General features: G+C 41.0%; 7 protein-coding genes. All 7 read right to left on the bottom strand.

The features are described 5' to 3' along the window. Nucleotides 1-32: 32 nt before the first annotated feature. Nucleotides 33-815 carry an alpha/beta hydrolase gene (locus AC6IZR_RS01695; protein ID WP_070586761.1) on the bottom strand — a complete coding sequence of 261 codons (783 nt, stop codon included), beginning with the start codon at nucleotides 813-815 and terminating at the stop codon, nucleotides 33-35. Between the two features lie 70 nt (nucleotides 816-885). Next, the gene (locus tag AC6IZR_RS01690) at nucleotides 886-2,547 is read right to left on the bottom strand and encodes a ribonuclease J (protein WP_070449438.1); all 1,662 of its coding nucleotides are present in this window, start codon (nucleotides 2,545-2,547) and stop codon (nucleotides 886-888) included. A 203-nt stretch (nucleotides 2,548-2,750) separates the two neighbouring features. Next, nucleotides 2,751-3,293: a hypothetical protein gene (locus AC6IZR_RS01685; protein WP_497848655.1), complete on the bottom strand. Its 543-nt coding sequence runs from the start codon at nucleotides 3,291-3,293 to the stop codon at nucleotides 2,751-2,753. A 952-nt stretch (nucleotides 3,294-4,245) separates the two neighbouring features. Beyond that, on the bottom strand, nucleotides 4,246-5,010 hold the full coding sequence (locus AC6IZR_RS01680) for an ABC transporter ATP-binding protein (protein WP_003012490.1): 765 nt from the start codon (nucleotides 5,008-5,010) through the stop codon (nucleotides 4,246-4,248). Further along, entirely contained in the window at nucleotides 5,007-5,873 is an 867-nt protein-coding gene (locus AC6IZR_RS01675; protein WP_061604848.1) for an ABC transporter permease, read from the bottom strand. The genes AC6IZR_RS01680 and AC6IZR_RS01675 overlap by 4 nt, the downstream gene beginning before the upstream one ends. A 618-nt stretch (nucleotides 5,874-6,491) precedes the next feature. Then, on the bottom strand, nucleotides 6,492-10,880 hold the full coding sequence (locus AC6IZR_RS01670) for a Rib/alpha-like domain-containing protein (protein ID WP_497848654.1): 4,389 nt from the start codon (nucleotides 10,878-10,880) through the stop codon (nucleotides 6,492-6,494). A 361-nt stretch (nucleotides 10,881-11,241) separates the two neighbouring features. Next, on the bottom strand, nucleotides 11,242-22,386 hold the full coding sequence (locus tag AC6IZR_RS01665) for an SspB-related isopeptide-forming adhesin (protein WP_497848653.1): 11,145 nt from the start codon (nucleotides 22,384-22,386) through the stop codon (nucleotides 11,242-11,244). Between the last annotated feature and the right edge of the window lie 160 nt (nucleotides 22,387-22,546).

Here is a 22,546-nt window from a genome sequence, read left to right as displayed (position 1 = left end):
ATGCTCTGACTGATATCCAATCTATTGGTATCTTATTTTAACCGTTCTTCTAATTCAAAGTCGATTGGTAGGGTTTGTAAAAAGTGCTCCAACTCACGTTCCCAGTAGAACCATTCGTGCTTGCCTGGGCTGTGGGTATAGGTGACATCCAAACCTAACTTTTCTAATTCCTTGACTTCAAAATTATTGGCTTCATAAAGGAAATCCTGCTCTCCACACCAGATCCAGAGTTTGGTCTTCTTATCTGAAAACTTCTTGGCAGCAGTCTCTAGCGAATAGGGACTGGTTGTCCAATCCTCAATCTCTCCAAAGATCCCCTTCCAAAAAGCTGGTTGTTCCAAGTCATTGTTTTCAAAATCCCGATCGTGGAAACTCAGAGCACCGGAAAAACTAGCCGCATGGGAGAAACGATTCGTCTTGAGAGCCAAGAGCATCGATCCATAGCCACCCATGGATAGGCCAGCAATAAAGGTTTTCTCCCGTTTCTTGGTCATATTAGGGAAGAAGCGAGAAAGAGTCTCTGGCAATTCCTCCGCAATAGCTGTGTAATAGTTGTAGCCATACTGGGTATCTGTGTAAAAACCATTATTGGTATTAGGCAGGACCACGATCAGATTGGTATTTCGCAAAATGCGCTCCACATTAGTCCGCTTCAACCAAGAGTGGTGGTTGCCATTCATCCCGTGCAAGAGATAAAGGACCGGAATATCCGTATCCGCTGGATCTTCCACGCGCGATGCATCGGGATAAAGGACGGACACGCCCCACTCCATCTTCAAGGCTTCTGAATAATACTCAATCTGCATAACTGCCATTTGATTTCCTCTTTCTACTGTTAAAAACACTCGGCAAGCCTCGGGCCGCCAAGCGTTTCGTTTTCTACTATTATTTCACTTCCATCACGACTGGTAGGATGGCTGGACGACGTTTGGTTTGTTCAAACAAGAACTTAGACAAGTTGTCGCGTACCAAACCTTTTAATTCACCCCAGTCAAAGCTGTCTTGTGCCAAATAGTCTTCAACGCTTTGGTTGACCAATTCGCAACTTTCACGAAGAATATCCCGACTCTTCTTGACATAGACAAAACCACGGGTGTGCACGCGCGCTTTGGAAATAATTTTCTTCTCTTTGCGATTCACCGTGATCGCCACGATAAAGATCCCGTCTTCTGACAAGACCTTGCGGTCACGAAGGACAATATTGCCCACATCACCAATGGCGTTCCCATCGATCATGACATCTCCAGCTGAAACGCTACCGGCAGGAACGAAGTCACCCTTTTCATACTCCATTACCGTTCCGCGTTTTGGAATAAAGATGTTTTCAGGCAAGATACCGACTTCCATCGCTACTCGCGCATGGGCATCCAATTCGCGGTATTCCCCTTGGATTGGGAAGAGGTATTTAGGACGAAGAAGGTTGATCATCAACTGCAAGTCCCGTGCGTTTCCGTGACCAGACACGCGCAAGCTAGACGTGATCAATTTGACAACTCCACCTGCTTGGTAGACCATGTTTTCTACACGAGCTACCACTGCTTCTTTGGCAATCGATGGCGTTGTAACGATGTAGACCAAGTCTCCATCTTTGATTTCCACATAGCGGTGACGACCAATCGACATCTTGCGCAAGCCGTTGATCGGCTCACCCATCCGGCCTGTTTCCAAAATGATCAATTCATGATCCTCGAAACGGCTCATTTCTTTTGGCTTGATCAAGAGTTTTTCATTAGCAAGAGACAATTTGTTCAAGCGAATGGCTGTGCGGACGATGTTTTCCACATCAAACCCTGTCAAGACCACTCGACGGCCAGTCTCAGCTGCAGCGTCAAAGACCTGCTGGATCCGAGAAAGGTTGCTGGCTACCGCCGCCACGATCACACGACCATCCCAGTCTGCAATCGTATCTAAGATGGCATCGCCTACTTCTTGCTCACTGGCAACTTGAATCTTGCTATCCGCATTGGCTGAATCACTCAAGAGGGCAAGCACACCTTCACGTCCAATCTCAGCTAGGCGAGCAAAGTCTGTCGCGTAGGACTCGCTGGCAGTTTGGTCAAATTTAAAGTCTCCTGTGTAGACGATATTGCCCTCAGGAGTGCCAATCACAATCCCGATACTTTCAGGGATCGAGTGGGTTGTTTGAAAGAAAGAGACGACGGCATCACCAAAATCAATCTCAGAATTCTGATCGATGACATGGAAGTCGTTGAATTTCTTCACACTGTCATTGCTTTTGACAAAGAGTTTAGCCAACTCAATGGTCAACTCTGTCCCGAATACAGGGACTTTCGCTTCCGCCAAAAGATAAGGCAAGGCCCCAATGGCATCTGCGTGACCATGGGTCAAGAAAACACCCGCAATGCGGTCCTTGTTTTCAAATAGATAATCCATGTTGGGGATAACGACATCCACCCCAAGTTGCTCATTTTCTGGATACTTCAAACCTGCATCCAAGACAAAAATTGAATCGTTCACTTCGGCAACGTAGAGATTTTTCCCATTTTCTCGAACACCGCCAAGAGTGACTAATTTAATACTACTCACTGTTGTCTCCTTTAGTGTGTTTATTTTAATACTTACGGTCCTTGGTCGCCCAAGTCGAATTACAGCTTTGCAAATACTTGCATATCCACTCTATTATACAATTTTTTTCTCTTTTTTTCAAAAAGCTTTCCACAGCAAAAAAGTCCTCTCATCTGAAGTAGATGAGAGGGCTTCTAGGCGCCTATTTTTAGGGGGAAAAGACCCTAAAGATGGTAATCTCCCCATTTATTTTCAATGATCCGCATGGCTGCCTTGATCACATGAAACTTGCCTAACAATTCCTCTAGGCGCTGACTATTTCGCTCGCTCAATTGGCCGTTCTTGACCGCTTGGGACAGGCGATAAAAATCATCCAAGTCCTCCCCAATGTTTTCAAACAGCTCTTTAGCTTCCTTGAGTCGGTAGCGATTGACTAGGTGGTTCACATCTTTTTTGAAGGAAGCGACATTGTTTTCGTGAATGTCCGTATAGGCTTCCTCTTCTTCCTTAGATTCTTGGTAATTAACCGCCTTAAAGCAAGTGATGAACTCCCGACTTTTGATATTGCAAACAAAGATGACGCCATCACTGGCTACATAGGCTTCTGTGTTGGCGGGTTGAACCACATTACTATCATAAGGAGAGAGGGAGGAGAGGTGTTGGTTGATCCACTTATTCAAGTGCTGATCATCTACGCCAAAGCGCTCAAAAGCTCTTTGTCGAAAATGGTCCCGACAACTATATTCTTGCGCATACGACAATCCCATACTCTCACCTCCTCCTGAGTATTTTATAAAAATGGCCTCCAGTCTTACGGGACTAGAGGCCTGGTCTGCTTCACTGACTTGGTGCAATTAACCTTTTGGCTAACAAAACAATGTTTATGATGTTGATTTCATTTAATAGTATTTGTGTAAAATACCAGAGGTTTTCTTTGCTATCCTAAATCCAAATGATTAGTTTTCGACTGGACGCATTGAAGTTTGAAAACCTTTACAAAAAGCTTCTACCTACTATTTCCACGTTTTCTTATGTCTCCGGACAAACTAAGCAGGTTTGCCCGACCGTCCAACCGATCCGACACACACGACATGACTGCTCTTTTACGATAAGAGCATGAACAGATATCAGCAAAACAGGCCTAAAACGAAGTAACCTAAATTTTAACTCGATAAGGCATTGGTATCAATCCCTTCTTTATCTTTCTAACTATATTATACTCAGCTACCTAAGTAATTGCAAGCGATTTCAGCTGAAACTAGTTCCAATTTTTATGCGGTTTTATAGATGATTTAAGGAAAAGAAAAGAGGCTGGGACAAAAGTCCTAGCCTCTCAATTATTTTTGGATTGTCGAGCAAGACGCAGTGGTTGAGTGGGCTCTACTACGCTGATTTCATCAGCTTTTACAGCCCTACTCAACTGTGCGGAGGTGGGACGACGAAATCGAATTCTAACGAATTACCGATTTCTGTCCCACTCTCTATTTTCACTTTATCCGCTACGCCCATTGTATCTTAGCGAAATGCGACAGGACGAAGGTGGATCTATACCATCCACCTGAGGAGTTAGTGAGTCGTGTAGGCAAGGTACCATAGTACTTGCCGTTACACGAATTGAACACGGGCTGCGGATTGTGTCAAAAAGATGAATTCTCCTAGAATCTGAAGATTCTGCGTCGAATTCCCTATTTTGACTGTATCCGCTACGCCCTTTGTATCTTAGTCTTTCTCAAATAATTGATAATAGTCTGCGATGGTCATTTGGGCTTTTTCTTCTTGATTGAGGTCTTGGACGATGTGTCCGTCTTTCATGACAATCAAGCGATTTCCATATTTCAAAGCATCTTCCATATGGTGGGTGATCATAAGAGCAGTGAGGGCGTCTTGTTTCACAAACTCATCCGTCAAGGTCATGAGGGCCTGACTGGTTTTTGGATCCAAGGCTGCAGTGTGTTCGTCTAAAAGCAAGAGTTCTGGGCGTTTCAGTGTCGCCATCAACAGACTCAAGGCTTGTCGTTGCCCCCCTGATAGAAACTCAACGGCTGTATCGATATGATTTTCCAAGCCATTGCCGATCTTAGCAAGGACTGTTTGAAACTCTTCTTTATAGCTGGCCAAGTGACGCGGAATCAAGCCACGTTTTTCTCCACGAAACTTCGCTACCAAGAGGTTTTCCGCTACTGTCATGCGAGGCGCTGTCCCCATCTTAGGATCTTGGAAGACACGAGATAGGTACTTGGCTCTCTTCTCAGGAGAGTAGTTGGTCACATCTTCCCCTAGAATATAGATCTTCCCGCTACTAACTGGAAGTGTCCCAGCAATGGTATTAAAGAGGGTTGATTTCCCAGCTCCATTGCCCCCTAAAATCGTGATAAAATCATGCTCTCGAATTTCCAAGGAGACATCATCCAGAATGACTTTTTCTTCATTCATCCCATTGCTCACAGCTTTGGTTACATTTTTTAATTCTACAATTGCTGTCATTTACTGAATTTCGCTCCTTTCATGATTTTTCCCTTAAAGGTTGGAATCATCAGGCAGATAGCTAGGATCAAGGCACTGAAAATCCGGATATAGCTAGTATTGATGCCAAGCGCAATCACAGCCCAAATCAAAAATTGGTAGGCAATCGAACCGACTGCGACACTGAGCAAACGCTCCGTCAAGGTGACATTTGAAAAAAGAACTTCCCCAATAATGAGACTGGCAAGTCCAATAACGATGACACCAATCCCACGTGAAGCGTCGGCATAGCCTTCTTGTTGGGCCATCAGTGCACCAGAGAGGGCAATAATCCCATTTGAAATCACCAAACCCATCAATTCCATCCGGTCGGTATTGATCCCGAAACTTTTAGCCATGTCAGAATTGTCACCTGTCGCGATATAGGCTTGACCCAAACGTGTATCTAAAAAGAAAATCAAGCCAAGAATCACAAGCGTTACGAAAATCAAGCCAATCAAAATTTCACTTAAACCTCCAGCAAAGGGAAGATAATCTTGAATTTTTTTATAACCCAAGAGTCCCAGATTGGCCCGTTGCATCACAAAAAGAATGACTGAGTTACAAGACGTCATCACAAGAATTCCTGACAAGAGCGTAGGGATTTTCCCTTTTGTATAGAGAAGACCCGTCGCAAGTCCTGCCAAGCATCCTGCACCAATAGCAGCAAGCGTCGCAAGCAGTGGATTGACCCCCTTGGTAATCAAGGTCACCGCCACCGCTCCTCCTAGCGGAAAGGAACCTTCAGTTGTCATATCTGGAAAATCTAGAATTCGGAACGTCATAAAGATTCCTAACCCTAAAATGGCCCAAATCAAACCTTGTGAAACAATTGAATTAATCATAGTTTCTCCCTTCGATAATAGTAGTTTAATTGTAACATAAATATGGAGGAGAACCTATAGCTTTGGAAGAATTAATTCTAATCTGTGTTCTAACTTCCTAAAATTCATTTTCCTTTTTCAGTCGATTCGAACAAACCATCTCACCGGCGTCGCAGCGATCAATAGAAAAAAAACGAACGATAGGTACCTTGCCTTTGTGAAAACCAAGGTTTTTCATTCGTTTTTTCTATCATCAAGTTTGATCTTTGGAAATATTTCTAGTCGCTTTGTTTCCTATCTTGCTCTACGACAATAAGGGCGTGAAGTTCTTCCACTCCAAACCCTACTGTTATTCCAATTTCAAGTGGATTCATTCCCCTTGTTGCCGACAGTTTGATCTTTCAAATTGCTGTACTAGTATACTGTTTTCTCAATTTTAAGTCAATGAAATTCTAATGAAACTAGTAACAGAATGAAATGAATATATAGAATTTTACTGAAACTTTTTCATCACATTTATGCATGTTTTTCTAAGTTTCCAATACCAAACAAAGAGGCCTTGCTCTTTCGAGCAAAGCCTCTTCCTGTTGGATCTAAAATTGTCACCTCATCAACAAGTTTGCTGATGTCACCTCAATTTTAGTCTTCGCGTTTTTTGCGTTTTGCAAGTCCCGCAAGACCAACCATACCAAGTGCAGCACCTAGTAAAGTTGCAGCAGTCGAGGCAGTTTCACCTGTTTGTGGCAACACTTGTTTCTTATCGCCAGTTACAACTGATGTTGCAGTTTGAGCAACAGGTTGTTTTTCTGAACTTGATGAATCTGATTTGCCATCTCCTGGAACAACTTTTGGAGTTGGAATTGGTGTCGGAACTGGGGTTGGAGTTGGAATTGGTGTCGATGGTTGATCTTGACCCGGTTTGTTAGTGTCTGTACGTGGATCTACTACCTTAACAGTTACTGGAACTTCATCCTTAGAACCATCTGGGTAAGTCACAACGACGGTTGTACTCTTATCACCTGGGGTTGTTGTATCAACCGGTGTCTTGTATTCAACTGTAGTGCCGCTTGGGAGATCATCTACGTTACCAATTGATTTCTTAGGATCTGGAGTTTCACCAACATTGACTGTTTGGTCCTTAGGTGTTGGCGTGTTCTTATCCGCATCGGTACGTGGATCTACTACCTTAACAGTTACTGGAACTTCATCCTTAGAACCATCTGGGTAAGTCACAACGACGGTTGTACTCTTATCACCTGGGGTTGTTGTATCAACTGGTGTCTTGTATTCAACTGTAGTGCCACTTGGGAGATCACCTACGTTACCAATTGATTTCTTAGGATCTGGAGTTTCACCAACATTGACTGTTTGGTCCTTAGGTGTTGGCGTGTTCTTATCCGCATCGGTACGTGGATCTACTACCTTAACAGTTACTGGAACTTCATCCTTAGAACCATCTGGGTAAGTCACAACGACGGTTGTACTCTTATCACCTGGGGTTGTTGTATCAACCGGTGTCTTGTATTCAACTGTAGTGCCGCTTGGGAGATCATCTACGTTACCAATTGATTTCTTAGGATCTGGAGTTTCACCAACATTGACTGTTTGGTCCTTAGGTGTTGGCGTGTTCTTATCCGCATCGGTACGTGGATCTACTACCTTAACAGTTACTGGAACTTCATCCTTAGAACCATCTGGGTAAGTCACAACGACGGTTGTACTCTTATCACCTGGGGTTGTTGTATCAACTGGTGTCTTGTATTCAACTGTAGTGCCGCTTGGGAGATCATCTACGTTACCAATTGATTTCTTAGGATCTGGAGTTTCACCAACATTGACTGTTTGGTCCTTAGGTGTTGGCGTGTTCTTATCCGCATCGGTACGTGGATCTACTACCTTAACAGTTACTGGAACTTCATCCTTAGAACCATCTGGGTAAGTCACAACAACGGTTGTACTCTTATCACCTGGGGTTGTTGTATCAACTGGTGTCTTGTATTCAACTGTAGTGCCGCTTGGAAGATCACCTACGTTACCAATTGATTTCTTAGGATCTGGAGTTTCACCAACATTGACTGTTTGGTCCTTAGGTGTTGGCGTGTTCTTATCCGCATCGGTACGTGGATCTACTACCTTAACAGTTACTGGAACTTCATCCTTAGAACCATCTGGGTATGTCACAACAACGGTTGTACTCTTATCACCTGGGGTTGTTGTATCAACCGGTGTCTTGTATTCAACTGTAGTGCCACTTGGGAGATCATCTACGTTACCAATTGATTTCTTAGGATCTGGAGTTTCACCAACATTGACTGTTTGGTCCTTAGGTGTTGGCGTGTTCTTATCCGCATCGGTACGTGGATCTACTACCTTAACAGTTACTGGAACTTCATCCTTAGAACCATCTGGGTATGTCACAACAACGGTTGTACTCTTATCACCTGGGGTTGTTGTATCAACTGGTGTCTTGTATTCAACTGTAGTGCCACTTGGGAGATCATCTACGTTTCCAATTGATTTCTTAGGATCTGGAGTTTCACCAACATTGACTGTTTGGTCCTTAGGTGTTGGCGTGTTCTTATCCGCATCGGTACGTGGATCTACTACCTTAACAGTTACTGGAACTTCATCCTTAGAACCATCTGGGTATGTCACAACAACGGTTGTACTCTTATCACCTGGGGTTGTTGTATCAACTGGTGTCTTGTATTCAACTGTAGTGCCACTTGGGAGATCATCTACGTTACCAATTGATTTCTTAGGATCTGGAGTTTCACCAACATTGACTGTTTGGTCCTTAGGTGTTGGCGTGTTCTTATCTGCGTCTGTTTCCTTAGCTTTGATTTCAATTGGAACATTAACTGTTTCAGTTGTACCATCTGGGTAAGTGACAAGCATAGGCACATTTACTAAACCAGGTGTAGCATTAGCAGAAGTCTTACTTGTAATCGCCCCTGTATCTTCATCAACAGAAACAGAATCAATTCCAGCTGGAAGTGTTCCAGCTTTAAAAGCTGTACCAGAAGGAACAGGTACTTCCTTGCCTTCAACATCACGTACAAGTGGAATTTGTGGTTGAGTTGTATCGCCAGCAGTTACTTCAGATTTACTGTAAGTCACATCATAAGTTTGATTTTTAGGTGCATTAACAGTCAATAGGTTCGTATCAAGGAAAGCATTGGCATATGAACCTTGATGAACACCTTCAGTGTTCCCCTTCCAACTACGTTGAATAGCATTCAAGTTTGGTTTGACTCCACGTTCCATCCACTGTTCAAAGAGGAGCATACCATTGTTTTTCTTGATCTCTTCGTTCAATTTCTTAGCTAATTCAACTGAATCAATTGTATCTTTAAATTTATACGAAATAGTATATGAACCAAGTTGTCCTGAAGCTGTTCCAAGGATGTTCTTATCGATATAATTACGAACTTTATCCACATCACTTTGTGATGGGTTTGATTTTGTGGCAATACTAATGGCATCTGTCTTACGTGTATCAAGTTTTCCTGATGCATCCATCACAACTTTAGTTTTTTGAACGCCACTGACAGCAGAACCATCTGCATCAGATTTATAAATATATGTTTCGTTCAAGTCTAGGTATGGCAAAAGACTCTTAGGCAATACTTGTTCAATGTATGGGACAGATTGGAAAGTATTTGAACCTAGGTTTATGACACCCATAGCCGCTGAAACTTTCATGGTATAGACCAATTCAATTGAATCTGCTTTTCCATCACTTGTAAAGCGTGGAAGCACTTTCAAGGTTGGTTGAGTATTCACACCAGTACCAGGTGTACCTGTAAAGGCATTTGTTAAACCATTATCAGAAGCTTCTTTTTTCTCATTACCTGCCGCGATAAACCATGAGTTGTCAATACTTTCACGAACTAATTTGTTTGGAATAACTCTTCCATAATCCTTACCTGTAATCCATGCAGATGAGAATGACAATGGAGTATTGGCAAGTCCAAGATCGTTTAGGGTCTTGCCATTTTTCAAGGTAATTGTGATTGGGTGGTCATAAGCTGCCCCAATACCACCTGAAGCTACAGTGTTGTTGGCAATTGGAATTGACCAAACTGAACCATCTTCATGTCGTGTAAAGCTTTGTGCACTCCCTGATGCCGTTGGTTTGATTGTGATTTTTTCAATATTTTCATAGAAGGTTGGATTTTGGAAGTTCATAATCATATGAGCGCCAAGAGGGAAAGCTTTATCTTTAGCCCATCCACCTGCTAATCGTGTCCAAGAAGTTCCTGTCAAGGAAATGCTACCATCTGCATTGACCTTATTAAATTCTACTCCGGCATTCTTCACAACATAAGGAGCTTCTTTATCAGTCGTAATCCCTGTAGAGTCAAATTTATTTGCAATGGTCAGAGATGAATCAGTAGGTTTAATAACGCCGTTCACCGTAGTTGGAGAAACATTCAATTGTTTGGTGACTGTTTTTCCAGATTCATCGGTTACAGTTGCTACTACAGTTCCACCTGAAGAAGGGCGTTTAAAGGTATAAACCCCATTAGAACCACTGATAGAAACTGCTTGACCATCCACAGTGACAGTAACAGTCGCAGCCGCATCTGTACGAATAGTCACATACTCATCACCAGCTTCGATAGATGCAGTCAGTTCTTTTGAAGCTTCTGCTGCAGCTGGTTGAGCAGAGGTGTCACGACGCGAACGAACGCGAGGTGTTTCCGAATCTGAAGCAGACCGGTTAGCTGAACCAGCTTCTGAATTCCCTTGTTCGCTTGGGTTTTCTACAGAAGAACCTCCACTTGTTGGAAGAGCTACATCTGCTGCATAAGCAGTTGGTGCCTCTGTATTTCCAGTACTTGTATCGGCAGTTGTCGGAACCACTGCGTTTGCTGAAACTGCATCCGTACTAGTCTCATTTTCATCCGCAGAAACAGTCTGTGCTCCAGCTAAGAATAATGCCGTACCTAACAATACTGAGCATACCCCGAAACTGTATTTTCTCAATGAAAAACGTTGACGTCTATTAAACATATCTTTCATTTCCCAAAAATCTCCTATAATTTCATTTCATGTTTCCATGATACCTTTATATTGTACTTCTCACTACCTAGTAATGTCAACAATTTTGAATCATATATTCAAAAATATATGATTCTCCTATATTTTTCCCAATTTAAATGCTGATTCTCTTTGAATTTAAGCGATTTATCATATTTTTTCATAATACGTACATTTTTTTAAAACATTTTTAAACATGTATTTCTCTCTATATATAAATAGGTCATTTTTTCTTAGTTTTTTCAATAACAAACAAAGAGGCCTTGCTCTTTCGAGCAAAGCCTCTTCCTGTTGGATCTAAAATTGTCACCTCATCAACAAGTTTGCTGATGTCACCTCAATTTTAGTCTTCGCGTTTTTTGCGTTTTGCAAGTCCCGCAAGGCCAACCATACCAAGTGCAGCACCTAACAATGCGGCAGATGCTGATTGTTCTTCACCAGTTTCAGGAAGTGCTGGAGCTGGAGGAGTTGTAGGTGGTGTTGGTGGTGTTGGCGGTGTTGGCGGTGTTGGCGGTGTTGGTGGTGTTGGTGGTGTTGGTGGTGTTGGTGGTGTTGGTGGTGTTGGTGGTGTTGGTGGTGTTGGTGGTGTTGGTGGTGTTGGTGGTGTTGGTGGTGTTGGCGGAATAACAGTGTTATTAAACTCTGTATCTTCTGGCAACTTAGTAGTAGCTACTAATACCTTACCTGCTTTATTCACCACGATACCAACAGTTGCAACCATCTTATCGTATACAACGCTAGAATCTGTGCCACGGATTTCTTCTACATGATAGATATAGGTACCTTCTTCTCCACGTTTGAATTCAAGAGCGGTTACTTCTTTTCCTTCTTTATTAGTATATTTAACTGGAGTGAATTTGATGTTTCCGTTAGCATCATTTGTTACTGTCGTAACCACTACACCATCTTTGTCTTTAAGAACGAAGCTGAATTCATTGGCTTTAAGTTCACGACCTTCCAAGCGTTTAGTGAAGTTGAATTCCACTTCAACTGGAACGTTGTTGACACGTTTTTCAGTTGGTTTGCTTGGTTTTTCAACTTTCTTAGTAGTTGGGTTGTAGTAGTTAACTACTTGAGCCGCAGTATTTTCGATATCTACTCCGCCTTTAACGTCAGCTTTCACTGTAGCTGGGATATCAAACTTGTAGTAACGTCCGAATTCGAATTTAGTTGTGTCGATGACTTGTGTGTGTTCCGCATCGCCAAGTGACTTAGTGAAGCCATCTTTAAGAGTTGCAGTAATCACACCGTTGTTCACAGTGATATCGAATTTAGCTGTTACATCCGCACCAGTCTTACCATCATAAGCTTTGATTGCTGAACCATCTACATCAACTTTAGCCTCATCGTAGTCATCTGAGATTCCTACTGATTGGATATGGTCTTTGTTGTTTGCATCAAATTTAGTTGTATCCAACCATACTTGGTAAACAAGTTTTTGACCTGGTTTAACTGATTTAGTATTGATATTCGCTGCTTCGTTATTAGATGCATCGTCCGCATATGGGTTCGCATTGGTATCTGCGTACTTGTCTGCCAACTCTTTATCATCATCTAATAATGAAGTTCCAGTCAAATCAAATTCTTTTTCGTTTAGAACATATTTTTCTGGATTGAATTCTGGAGTTTCAGGAGGGGTTACACGGTTGTTAAATTCTTTATCCGCAATTTCGCCTACAGTCGCGATAAGTACTTTAGCTGTACCATCGTGTTTCACTGTAACTGTTACATTCGCTTTCATTGTATCGTATGTAACGGTTGCGTCAGATCCTTTAACTTCTTCTACTGTGTAGTTGTGTACGCCTTCGTCACCCTTCTTGAATTCAAGAGCTTTGAACTTAACGTTACCAGAAGCATCATTGCTTACAGTCTCAACTTCTTTACCAGTTGAATCTTTAAGCATGAAGCTGAATTCGTTAGCTTTAAGCTCACGGCCTTCCAAGCGTTTCGTGAAGTTGAATTCCACTTCAACTGGAACGTTGTTGACACGTTTTTCAGTTGGTTTGCTTGGTTTTTCAACTTTCTTAGTAGTTGGGTTGTAGTAGTTGACTACTTGAGCCGCAGTATTTTCGATGTCTACACCACCAGGTACATCAGCTTTCACTGTTGTTGGGATGTCGAACTTGTAGTAACGTCCAAATGCGAATTTAGTTGTGTCGATGACTTGTGTGTTTTCTGCATCGCCAAGTGACTTAGTGAAGCCATCTTTAAGGGTTGCAGTGATCACACCGTTGTTGACAGCGATATCGAATTTATCTGTTACTTCTGCACCTGTTACAGAGTCGTAAGCTTTGATGTCAGCCGCATTAAGATTTAATTTAGCTTCATCATAGTTATCTGAAATACCTACTGTTTGGATGTTGTCCTTGTTAGCTGCGTCAAATTTAGTTGTATCCAACCATACTTGGTAAACCAACTTGTCGCCACGGTTCACAGTCTTGGTGTTCAAGTTTTCTTTTTCGTTGTTTGATGCATCGTCCGCATATGGGTCCGCATTAGTATCTGCGTACTTGTCTGCCAACTCTTTGTCATCATCAACGAGCTTGTCACCTGTGATATCGAATTTTTCTTTAGAAACAACGTATTTCTCTGGTTGGAACTTAGGTTCTTCTGGAGGTGTTACACGGTTGTTAAATTCTTTATCCACAATGTCGCCAACAGTCGCGATCAGAACTTTAGCTGTTCCATCGTGTTTCACTGTGACTGTTACATTCGCTTTCATGGTGTCGTATGTAACGGTTGCGTCTGTTCCCTTCACTTCTTCTACTGTGTAGTTGTGTACGCCTTCTTGGCCTTTCTTGAATTCAAGAGCTTTGAACTTAACGTTACCAGATGCATCGTTCTTCACAGTTTCAAGAGTATTACCTTCTGAATCTTTAAGAACGAAGCTGAATTCGTTAGCTTTCAGTTCACGCCCTTCCAAGCGTTTAGTGAAGTTGAATTCCACTTCAACTGGTACGTTGTTTACACGTTTTTCAGTTGGTTTGCTTGGTTTTTCAACTTTCTTAGTTGTTGGGTTGTAGTAGTTGACTACTTGAGCCGCAGTGTTTTCGATGTCTACACCACCAGGTACATCAGCTTTCACTGTTGTTGGGATGTCGAACTTGTAGTAACGTCCAAATGCGAATTTAGTTGTGTCGATCACTTGTGTGTTTTCCGCATCGCCAAGTGACTTAGTGAAGCCATCTTTAAGGGTTGCAGTGATCACACCGTTGTTCACAGTGATATCGAATTTATCTGTTACTTCTGCGCCTGTTACTGAGTCGTAAGCTTTGATCTTAGTAGAATCAAGTTCCAATTTAGCTTCATCGTAGTCATCTGAGATTCCTACTGATTGGATGTTGTCCTTGTTAGCTGCGTCAAATTTAGTTGTATCAAGCCATACTTGGTAAACCAACTTGTCGCCACGGTTCACAGTCTTCGTATTGATGTTTTCTGCTTCGTTGTTGCCTGTTTTGTCTACATATGGATCTGTATTTGTTTCACCATATTTATCAGTCAACTCGGCATCATCATCAAGAAGCTTGTTATCAGTGATAGAGAATTTCTCTGTATTCAAGACATATTTCTCTGGTTGGAACTTAGGTTCTTCTGGAGGACGAACTGTGTTATTGAATTCTTTATCAGCTGGTTCTGTCACGTTTGTGATCAAGGCTTTCGCTGTACCATCATGAGAAACAGTAACAGTTACAACAGCAGCCATTGTATCGTAATCGACAGTCGCGTCTGTACCCTTAACCTCTGTTACAGTGTACTTGTAAGTACCTTCTTGACCCTTCTTGTATTTAAGGGCTGTAACAGTTTCACCAGCTTTATTTGTGTAATCTACTGGAGAGAATTTAATCTTACCAGCTGCATCGTTGGTTGCAGTTGCAATCACAACATTGTCGCTATCTTTCAACTCGAATGTGAATTCGCCAGCTTTAAGATCACGACCTTCCAATTTCTTAGTGAAGTTAAATTCTACTGAGATTGGAACACTGTTGACACGTTTTTCAGTTGGTTTTTCAGGTTTTTCAACTTTCTTAGTTGTTGGGTTGTAGTAGTTAACAACTTGAGCTGCTTTGTTTTCGATATCTGCACCAGCTACAACATCGTCTTTCACTGTTGCTGGGATATCAAATTTATAGTAGCGTCCAAATTCAAACTTAGTAGTATCAATGATTTGAGTATTTTCAGCGTCTCCGAGTGACTTCGTGAAGCCATCTTTAAGGTTCGCTGTCAGGACACCATTGTTATCAGAGATATCGAATTTAGTCGTAACGTCTGCACCAGTAACTGAATCGTAAACCTTGATATCTGAAGCATTAACAGTCAATTTATCCTTGTCGTAGTTATCTGTGATTCCTACTGTTTGGATATTTTCTTTGTTAGTTGCTGAGAATTTAGTTGTATCCAACCATACTTGGTAGTAAAGTTTTTGACCGCGTTCAACTGGTTTCGTATTCAAGTTTTCATCTTCGTTGTTGGCAGTTGTATCGACATATGGGTTTGTATTTGTTTCACCATATTTATCAGTCAATTCAGAATCATCATCAACGAGCTTAGTACCTGTAATATCGAATTTCGCTTTAGAAACAACGTATTTCTCTGGTTGGAACTTAGGTTCTTCCGGAGGTGTTACACGGTTGTTGAATTCTTTATCGGCAGGTTCTGTCACGTTTGTGATCAAGGCTTTGGCTGTACCGTCATGAGAAACAGTAACAGTTACGACAGCTTTCATTTCATCATAAGTGACAGTTGCGTCTGTACCTTTAACCTCTTCTACTGTGTACTTGTAAGTACCCTCTTGACCCTTCTTGTATTTAAGGGCTGTAACAGTTTCACCAGCTTTGTTTGTGTAATCAACTGGAGTGAACTTGAAGTTACCGTTCTCATCGTTGGTTGCAGTCGCAATCACAACATTGTCACTGTCTTTCAACTCGAATGTGAATTCACCATCTTTAAGAGCACGACCTTCCAATTTCTTAGTGAAGTTAAATTCTACTGAGATTGGAACATTGTTAACACGTTTTTCAGTTGGTTTTTCAGGTTTTTCAACTTTCTTAGTAGTTGGGTTGTAATAGTTAACTACTTGAGCCGCAGTATTTTCGATATCTGCACCAGCTACCACATCGTCTTTCACTGTTGTTGGGATATCAAATTTATAGTAACGTCCGAATTCGAATTTAGTTGTGTCGATAACTTGTGTGTTTTCTGCATCGCCAAGTGACTTAGTGAAGCCATCTTTAAGGGTTGCAGTGATCACACCGTTGTTGACAGCGATATCGAATTTATCTGTTACTTCTGCACCTGTTACAGAGTCGTAAGCTTTGATGTCAGCCGCATTAAGATTTAATTTAGCTTCATCATAGTTATCTGAAATACCTACTGTTTGGATGTTGTCCTTGTTAGCTGCGTCAAATTTAGTTGTATCCAACCATACTTGGTAAACCAACTTGTCGCCACGGTTCACAGTCTTGGTGTTCAAGTTTTCTTTTTCGTTGTTTGATGCATCGTCCGCATATGGGTCCGCATTAGTATCTGCGTACTTGTCTGCCAACTCTTTGTCATCATCAACGAGCTTGTCACCTGTGATATCGAATTTTTCTTTAGAAACAACGTATTTCTCTGGTTGGAACTTAGGTTCTTCTGGAGGACGAACTGTGTTATTGAATTCTTTATCAGCGATATCACCAACAGTTGCCACGAGAACTTTAGCTGTTCCGTCGTGTGATACTGTTACAGTTACTTCTGCTTTCATTGTATCGTATGATACTGTTGCATCTGTTCCTGCGACTTCTTCAACTGTATACTTGTGAACGCCTTCTTGACCCTTCTTGAATTCAAGAGCTTTGAACTTAACGTTACCAGAAGCGTCGTTGCTTACAGTTTCAAGAGTATTACCTTCTGAATCTTTAAGCACGAAGCTGAATTCGTTGGCTTTCAGTTCACGACCTTCCAAACGTTTAGTGAAGTTGAACTCTACTGGTACTGGAACGTTGTTTACACGTTTTTGAGTAGGTTTCTCTGGTGTTTCAACCTTCTTAGTTGTTGGGTTGTAGTAGTTTACAACTTGCGCTGCAGTATTCTCAATATCTACACCAGCAGCAACATCAGCTTTCACTGTTGTTGGAATGTCAAACTTGTAGTAACGTCCAAATTCAAATTTAGTTGTGTCGATAACTTGAGTATTTTCTGCATCTCCTAGAGATTTAGTGAAGCCAGCTTTAATAGTTGCTGTGATTACTCCGTTATTAACTGTAATATCGAATTTATCTGTTACTTCTGCGCCTGTTACTGAATCGTAAGCTTTGATCTTAGTAGAATCAAGTTCCAACTTCGCTTCATCGTAGTCATCTGAAATTCCTACAGATTGGATGTTTTCTTTGTTAGTTGCTGAGAATTTAGTTGTATCCAACCATACTTGGTAAACCAACTTATCTCCACGGTTAACAGTCTTGGTATTGATGTTTTCTGCTTCGTTGTTGGTATCTTTGTCAGCATATGGGTTTGCATTTGTATCTGCATACTCATCTGTCAACTCATCATCATCGTCAGCAAGTTTTGAACCAGTGATATCAAATTTTTCTTTGTTAAGAACGAATTTCTCTGGTTGGAACTTAGGTTCAGTTGGTGGTGTTACTGTATTGTTGAACTCTTTATCAGCGATGTCACCAAGTGTAGCTACTAAAGCTTTAGCTGTTCCGTCATGTTTAACTGTGATGGTTACAGTTGCTTTCATTGTGTCGTATGTCACAGTAGCATCTGTACCTGCAACCTCTTCAACAGTGTAGTTGTGTACGCCTTCTTGACCCTTCTTGAATGTAAGAGCTGAGAATTTCACATTACCATCTTTGTCGTTGGTTACAGTTTCAACTTCTTTACCATTTGAATCTTTCAATACAAAGCTGAATTCGTTCTCTTTCAATTCACGTCCTTCTAGGCGTTTAGTGAAGTTGAATTCAATTGAGATTGGTACAGAGTTTACACGTTTTTCAGTTGGTTTGCTTGGTTTTTCAACTGTCTTGCTTACTGGGTTGTAGTAGTTGACTACTTGAGCCGCAGTATTTTCGATGTCTACTCCACCTGCAACGTCAGCTTTAACAGTTGCTGGGATATCAAATTTGTAGTAACGTTCAAATGAGAACTTAGTTGTGTCAATGATTTGAGTATTTTCTGCATCACCCAATGACTTCGTAAAGCCATCTTTAAGAGTTGCAGTCATCACACCATTTTCAACCTTGATATCGAATTTGTTTGTTACATCGTTACCAGTTACTGAGTCGTAAGCTTTAATTTCAGAAGCAACGACATCAACTTTTGTTTCATCGAAGTCATCAGTGATTCCTACTGATTGAACGTTTTCTTTGTTAGTTGCTGAGAATTTAGTTGTATCCAACCATACTTGATAGTAGATCTTATCTCCGCGGTTAACAGTCTTGGTATTGATGTTTTCTGCTTCGTTGTTGTTTGTTTTATCAACATATGGATCCGTATTTGTTTCACCATATTTATCAGTCAACTCAGCGTCATCATCAAGAAGTTTGTTATCAGTGATTGAGTATTTAGCTGTATTCAATACATACTTCTCTGGTTGGAACTTAGGTTCTGTTGGAGGAGTTACTGTATTGTTGAACTCTTTGTCAGCTGGTTCAGTTACGTTAGCAATCAATGCTTTCGCTGTACCGTCGTGAGATACTGTTACAGTTACTTCTGCCTTCATTGTATCGTAAGTGACAGTCGCGTCTGTACCTTTCACCTCTGTTACAGAGTAAGTGTATGTACCTTCTTGACCCTTCTTGTATTTAAGGGCAGTGACAGTTTCGCCAGCTTTATTTGTGTAAGACACTGGAGCAAATGAGATCTTACCAGCTGCATCGTTGGTTGCAGTCGCAATCACAACATTGTCGCTGTCTTTCAACTCGAATGTAAATTCGCCAGCTTTAAGCTCACGACCTTCCAAACGTTTTGTGAAGTTGAATTCTACAGTGATTGGGACACTGTTCACACGTTTTTGAGTTGGTTTTTCTGGAGTTTCTACAGATTTGCTTACTGGGTTGTAAACGTGAACGATTTGGTTAGCTTTGTTTTCGATGTCTACTCCACCTGCCACTGAATCTTTAACAGTTGCTGGAATATCGAATTTGTAGTAGCGACCAAATGCAAATTTAGTTGTGTCGATAACTTGAGTGTTATCAGCATCACCTAAAGATTTGTTCATAGAAGATTTAGAAGTTGCAGTAATGACACCATTTTCAACCTTGATGTCGAATTTAGCTGTCACATCTTCACCAGTTACGCTGTCATATGCTTTGATATCAGCAGTGTTGACAGTCAATTTATCTGCATCGTATGTATCAGAGATACCTACAGCTTGGATGTTGTTCTTGTCAGTGAAGTTCTTAGTATCCAACCATACTTGGTAAACTAATTTTTCACCGCGTTCAACAGTCTTGGTATTGATGTTTTCTGCTTCGTTGTTAGTAGTTTTGTCAGCATATGGGTTTGCATTTGTATCTGCATACTCATCTGTCAACTCATCATCGTCGTCAACGAGTTTTGTACCAGTGATGTCAAATTTTTCTTTGTTCAGAACGAATTTTTCTGGTTGGAACTCAGGAGTTTCTGGAGGAGTGATCTTGTTGTTGAACTCTTTATCCGCTGTTCCATCAGTTGCGTTACCATTCGCATCTACCCCACCTGTAGAAACTACGTTAGTTACAGTTGTTAATGCATGACCATTTTTAGCAACTTCTACAGTAATAGTAGCTTTCATAGTATCATACGTCATACCAGCTTCTTTAGCTGCAGGAACAACTTCTTCTACAGTATAAGTGTGAGTACCAACTTTAGAGTTGTCGAATGAGATTTCAGTGAATGTTACAGTTCCATCAGCTTTGTTAGTTACTGTTTCAACTTCTTGTCCGTTTGCATCTTTAAGAACGAATTTGAATTCTCCGTCTTTAAGTTCACGCCCAGCTAATTTCTTAGTGAAGTCGAATTTAGTTTTAACAGGTGCTACAACGTAGTTGTTGAAGATTTTATCATCAGCACTTGATTTGAATCCACCTTCAGCACTGTATTTAACTGTAGCTTGTAAATCACCTTGAGCGTTCTCAGTTACATTAACAGTCATAGTTACTGTCATTGCATCGTATTCAACGTTTGCATCTGAACCTGGAGTCTCAGTGATTGTGTAAGTGTAAGTTCCCGCTTTGTTAAATGTTAATTTGCTGAATGTAGCTTTTCCGTCTGCTTTGTTAGTTACAGTTTCTTCATGAGCTGAGATTGATTTGTTTGGTTGTACTTCTTTTAGTTTGAATGTAAACTCACCATTTGCTAATACACGTCCTTCAAGTTGTTTTTCAACTTCTGGAGTTACTTCAACTGGCTCTTGTTTTACATAGTAGTAAATTGGTTGTTTATATGGTGTTAGTGAGTTTAATAAGTCAACATTTACACCAATACCTCCTACACCACGTTCTAACTGTGAATTTGGTGAAGAGTGACCAATACCATCCCCTAAGAATGGTACAAATACTGTTTTCTTAGGTGTATATCCTGCTGCAGTTTGGAAACCAAAATCAACTTCTACTCCATTAGGATGATTAACACCGTCAGTACCAGTGAAAGCAATTGTGTTAAGAGGTGATTTCTTAACTACTAAATCTTCTTTATTGTAATCACCTGGTTTAATAGGTTTAGTTTCTGCTAGTAACATATATCCATCTGTGCTTAATGTACCATCAGAACGTTTGCTTTGTTGTTTTGGATCTAGTAAGTAAACTCGAACTACTACAGTTCCATCTTCACCTACTATTTCTTTAATACGTTTAATACCATAACGGTCCGCATCCATGAATTTAGTACCAACTGTATAAGGACGGCTTACAAAACCTGATTTATCGTTCGCATCAGCTGTTTGATAAAGTTTATATCCATCGAATTGACGCTCTCCAGATGCTGTAAAGCTTTGACCTTCCATAGCTTTAAGAGTGTATCTAGCTAAGTCTACTTCATTACCATTTGGTACGTAGTCTTGAACAGTTTTATCTGTTTTATTAGCGTTAAATGTTGGGTTATTTTTATCAACTACTCTATAGTAAGTTGTTTTGTCAACTGACACTGGAATTTTAGCGTTAGTTTCAGTAATTGAACGCCCATTGTAAGCTGGTTCTACAACGTTAATAATATCTGTTGATCTACGAGCAGCATAAACAGCATCGTATAATTTTTGCTCATCTGGAGTAAGGTTATGTCCAGAAGCTACAAAAGCTTGGATATGAGCACCAACTTCATACTGCAATTGAATAAATGGTTGGTTAGTTTTCCCAGGTCCAGCACCTTCTCCTTTATCGTATTCAACTTGCCAAGTTAATTCTCCATTAGACGCTGCTGTAGTAGTAGTGAATTTTTGAACACCACTAGATGCATTAACAGTTCTAGTTTCTAGTACATTACCAGTAGTTTTATCAATTAATTCTACTATAGTTTCTGTAGATTCATCAAATCTCTTGTACGCACGTGTATAATAATTTCTACCATAACGTTCATTAAACTTAGTAAGATCTACGATACTGTAAGTGTACCAATCTCCTTCTTTAGCAGAGTAACCAGATGGTACTGTTTGAGATCTTACAGTTGCACCGTTAGCATCTTTGATTTCCGGAGTTACTTTTTCCCCATCTTTTAAGTAAGTAGTTACCGCTACTGGGTTAGAGTTGTGGTCTCCAGTTACAGCTTCATCAGTAACAGCACGACGGCTACGACGACGGCTACTTACTGCTAAAGCTCCTGCATTTGTACGTTCTTCATTAGCAGTTGCCACAGCCGCAGCAGCATCTGTACTTGCCGCTCTATCTTGTGCAGCTGCTTCCGTACCAGTGATTGGAGCTGCTGGATTTACAGTAGCTGAAAAAGTAGTTGTTACTGCTGGTGCTTCACTTGCTGCTGGTGCTTCTGAGTTTTCACTTGTTGCAGCATGAGTTGCAGTAGATTTTTCTGTAGTAGCAGCTGGTGTAGAAGCTGGTTTAGAGCTTGACTCTTTTTTCTTCTCTACAGGTTTGCTTGTTTCTGATGACGCTGTCGTTTTTGGAGCTTCTTCAGATTTTTTAGTTTCAGCTTTTTCTTCTTTTTTAGGCTCAGCTTTTGCTTCCTTGTTTTCTGTAGCAACTGGTTTCTCAGTTCCTTCAGATTTTTCAGTCGCTGGCGCTGGTGCTTCTGAAGTTGCAGCAGTTGTTCCAGAAAGGTCAATTTTTGGAACTGATGCCCCTTCCCCGTATGCCTTAGAAGCAGCTGGTGCTCCTGTTTGACTTGACTCTGTTTTAGCAGGTTGTGCTGCTTCTGAAGCTGCTGTCCCCGCAGATTCAGAGGCTGCTGTTGCTTCATCCGCTGATGCAGATTGAGCTCCTGCAGCAAAGAGTGCCGTTCCTAAAAGAACTGAACAAACCCCAACGCTATATTTTCGCAATGAAAAGCGCTGGCGTCTATTGAAAATATCCTTCATCCCGTTGGATCTCCTTGTTTTTTTTTGATCTTACGACCCATTTTGAATTTTATCAAAAGAAACATATAGTGTCAATTTGTTGTACTAAAAAAATATAATTCGTTATTTTCTTTTAGCATATTACAAAACAGTAGGAAATTTAGCACTTTTTTTTATTTTT

Source organism: Streptococcus mobilis, from assembly GCF_059727625.1.
Note: the sequence above shows the minus strand (reverse complement) of the source record. Positions and strands in the feature narration are given on the sequence as shown.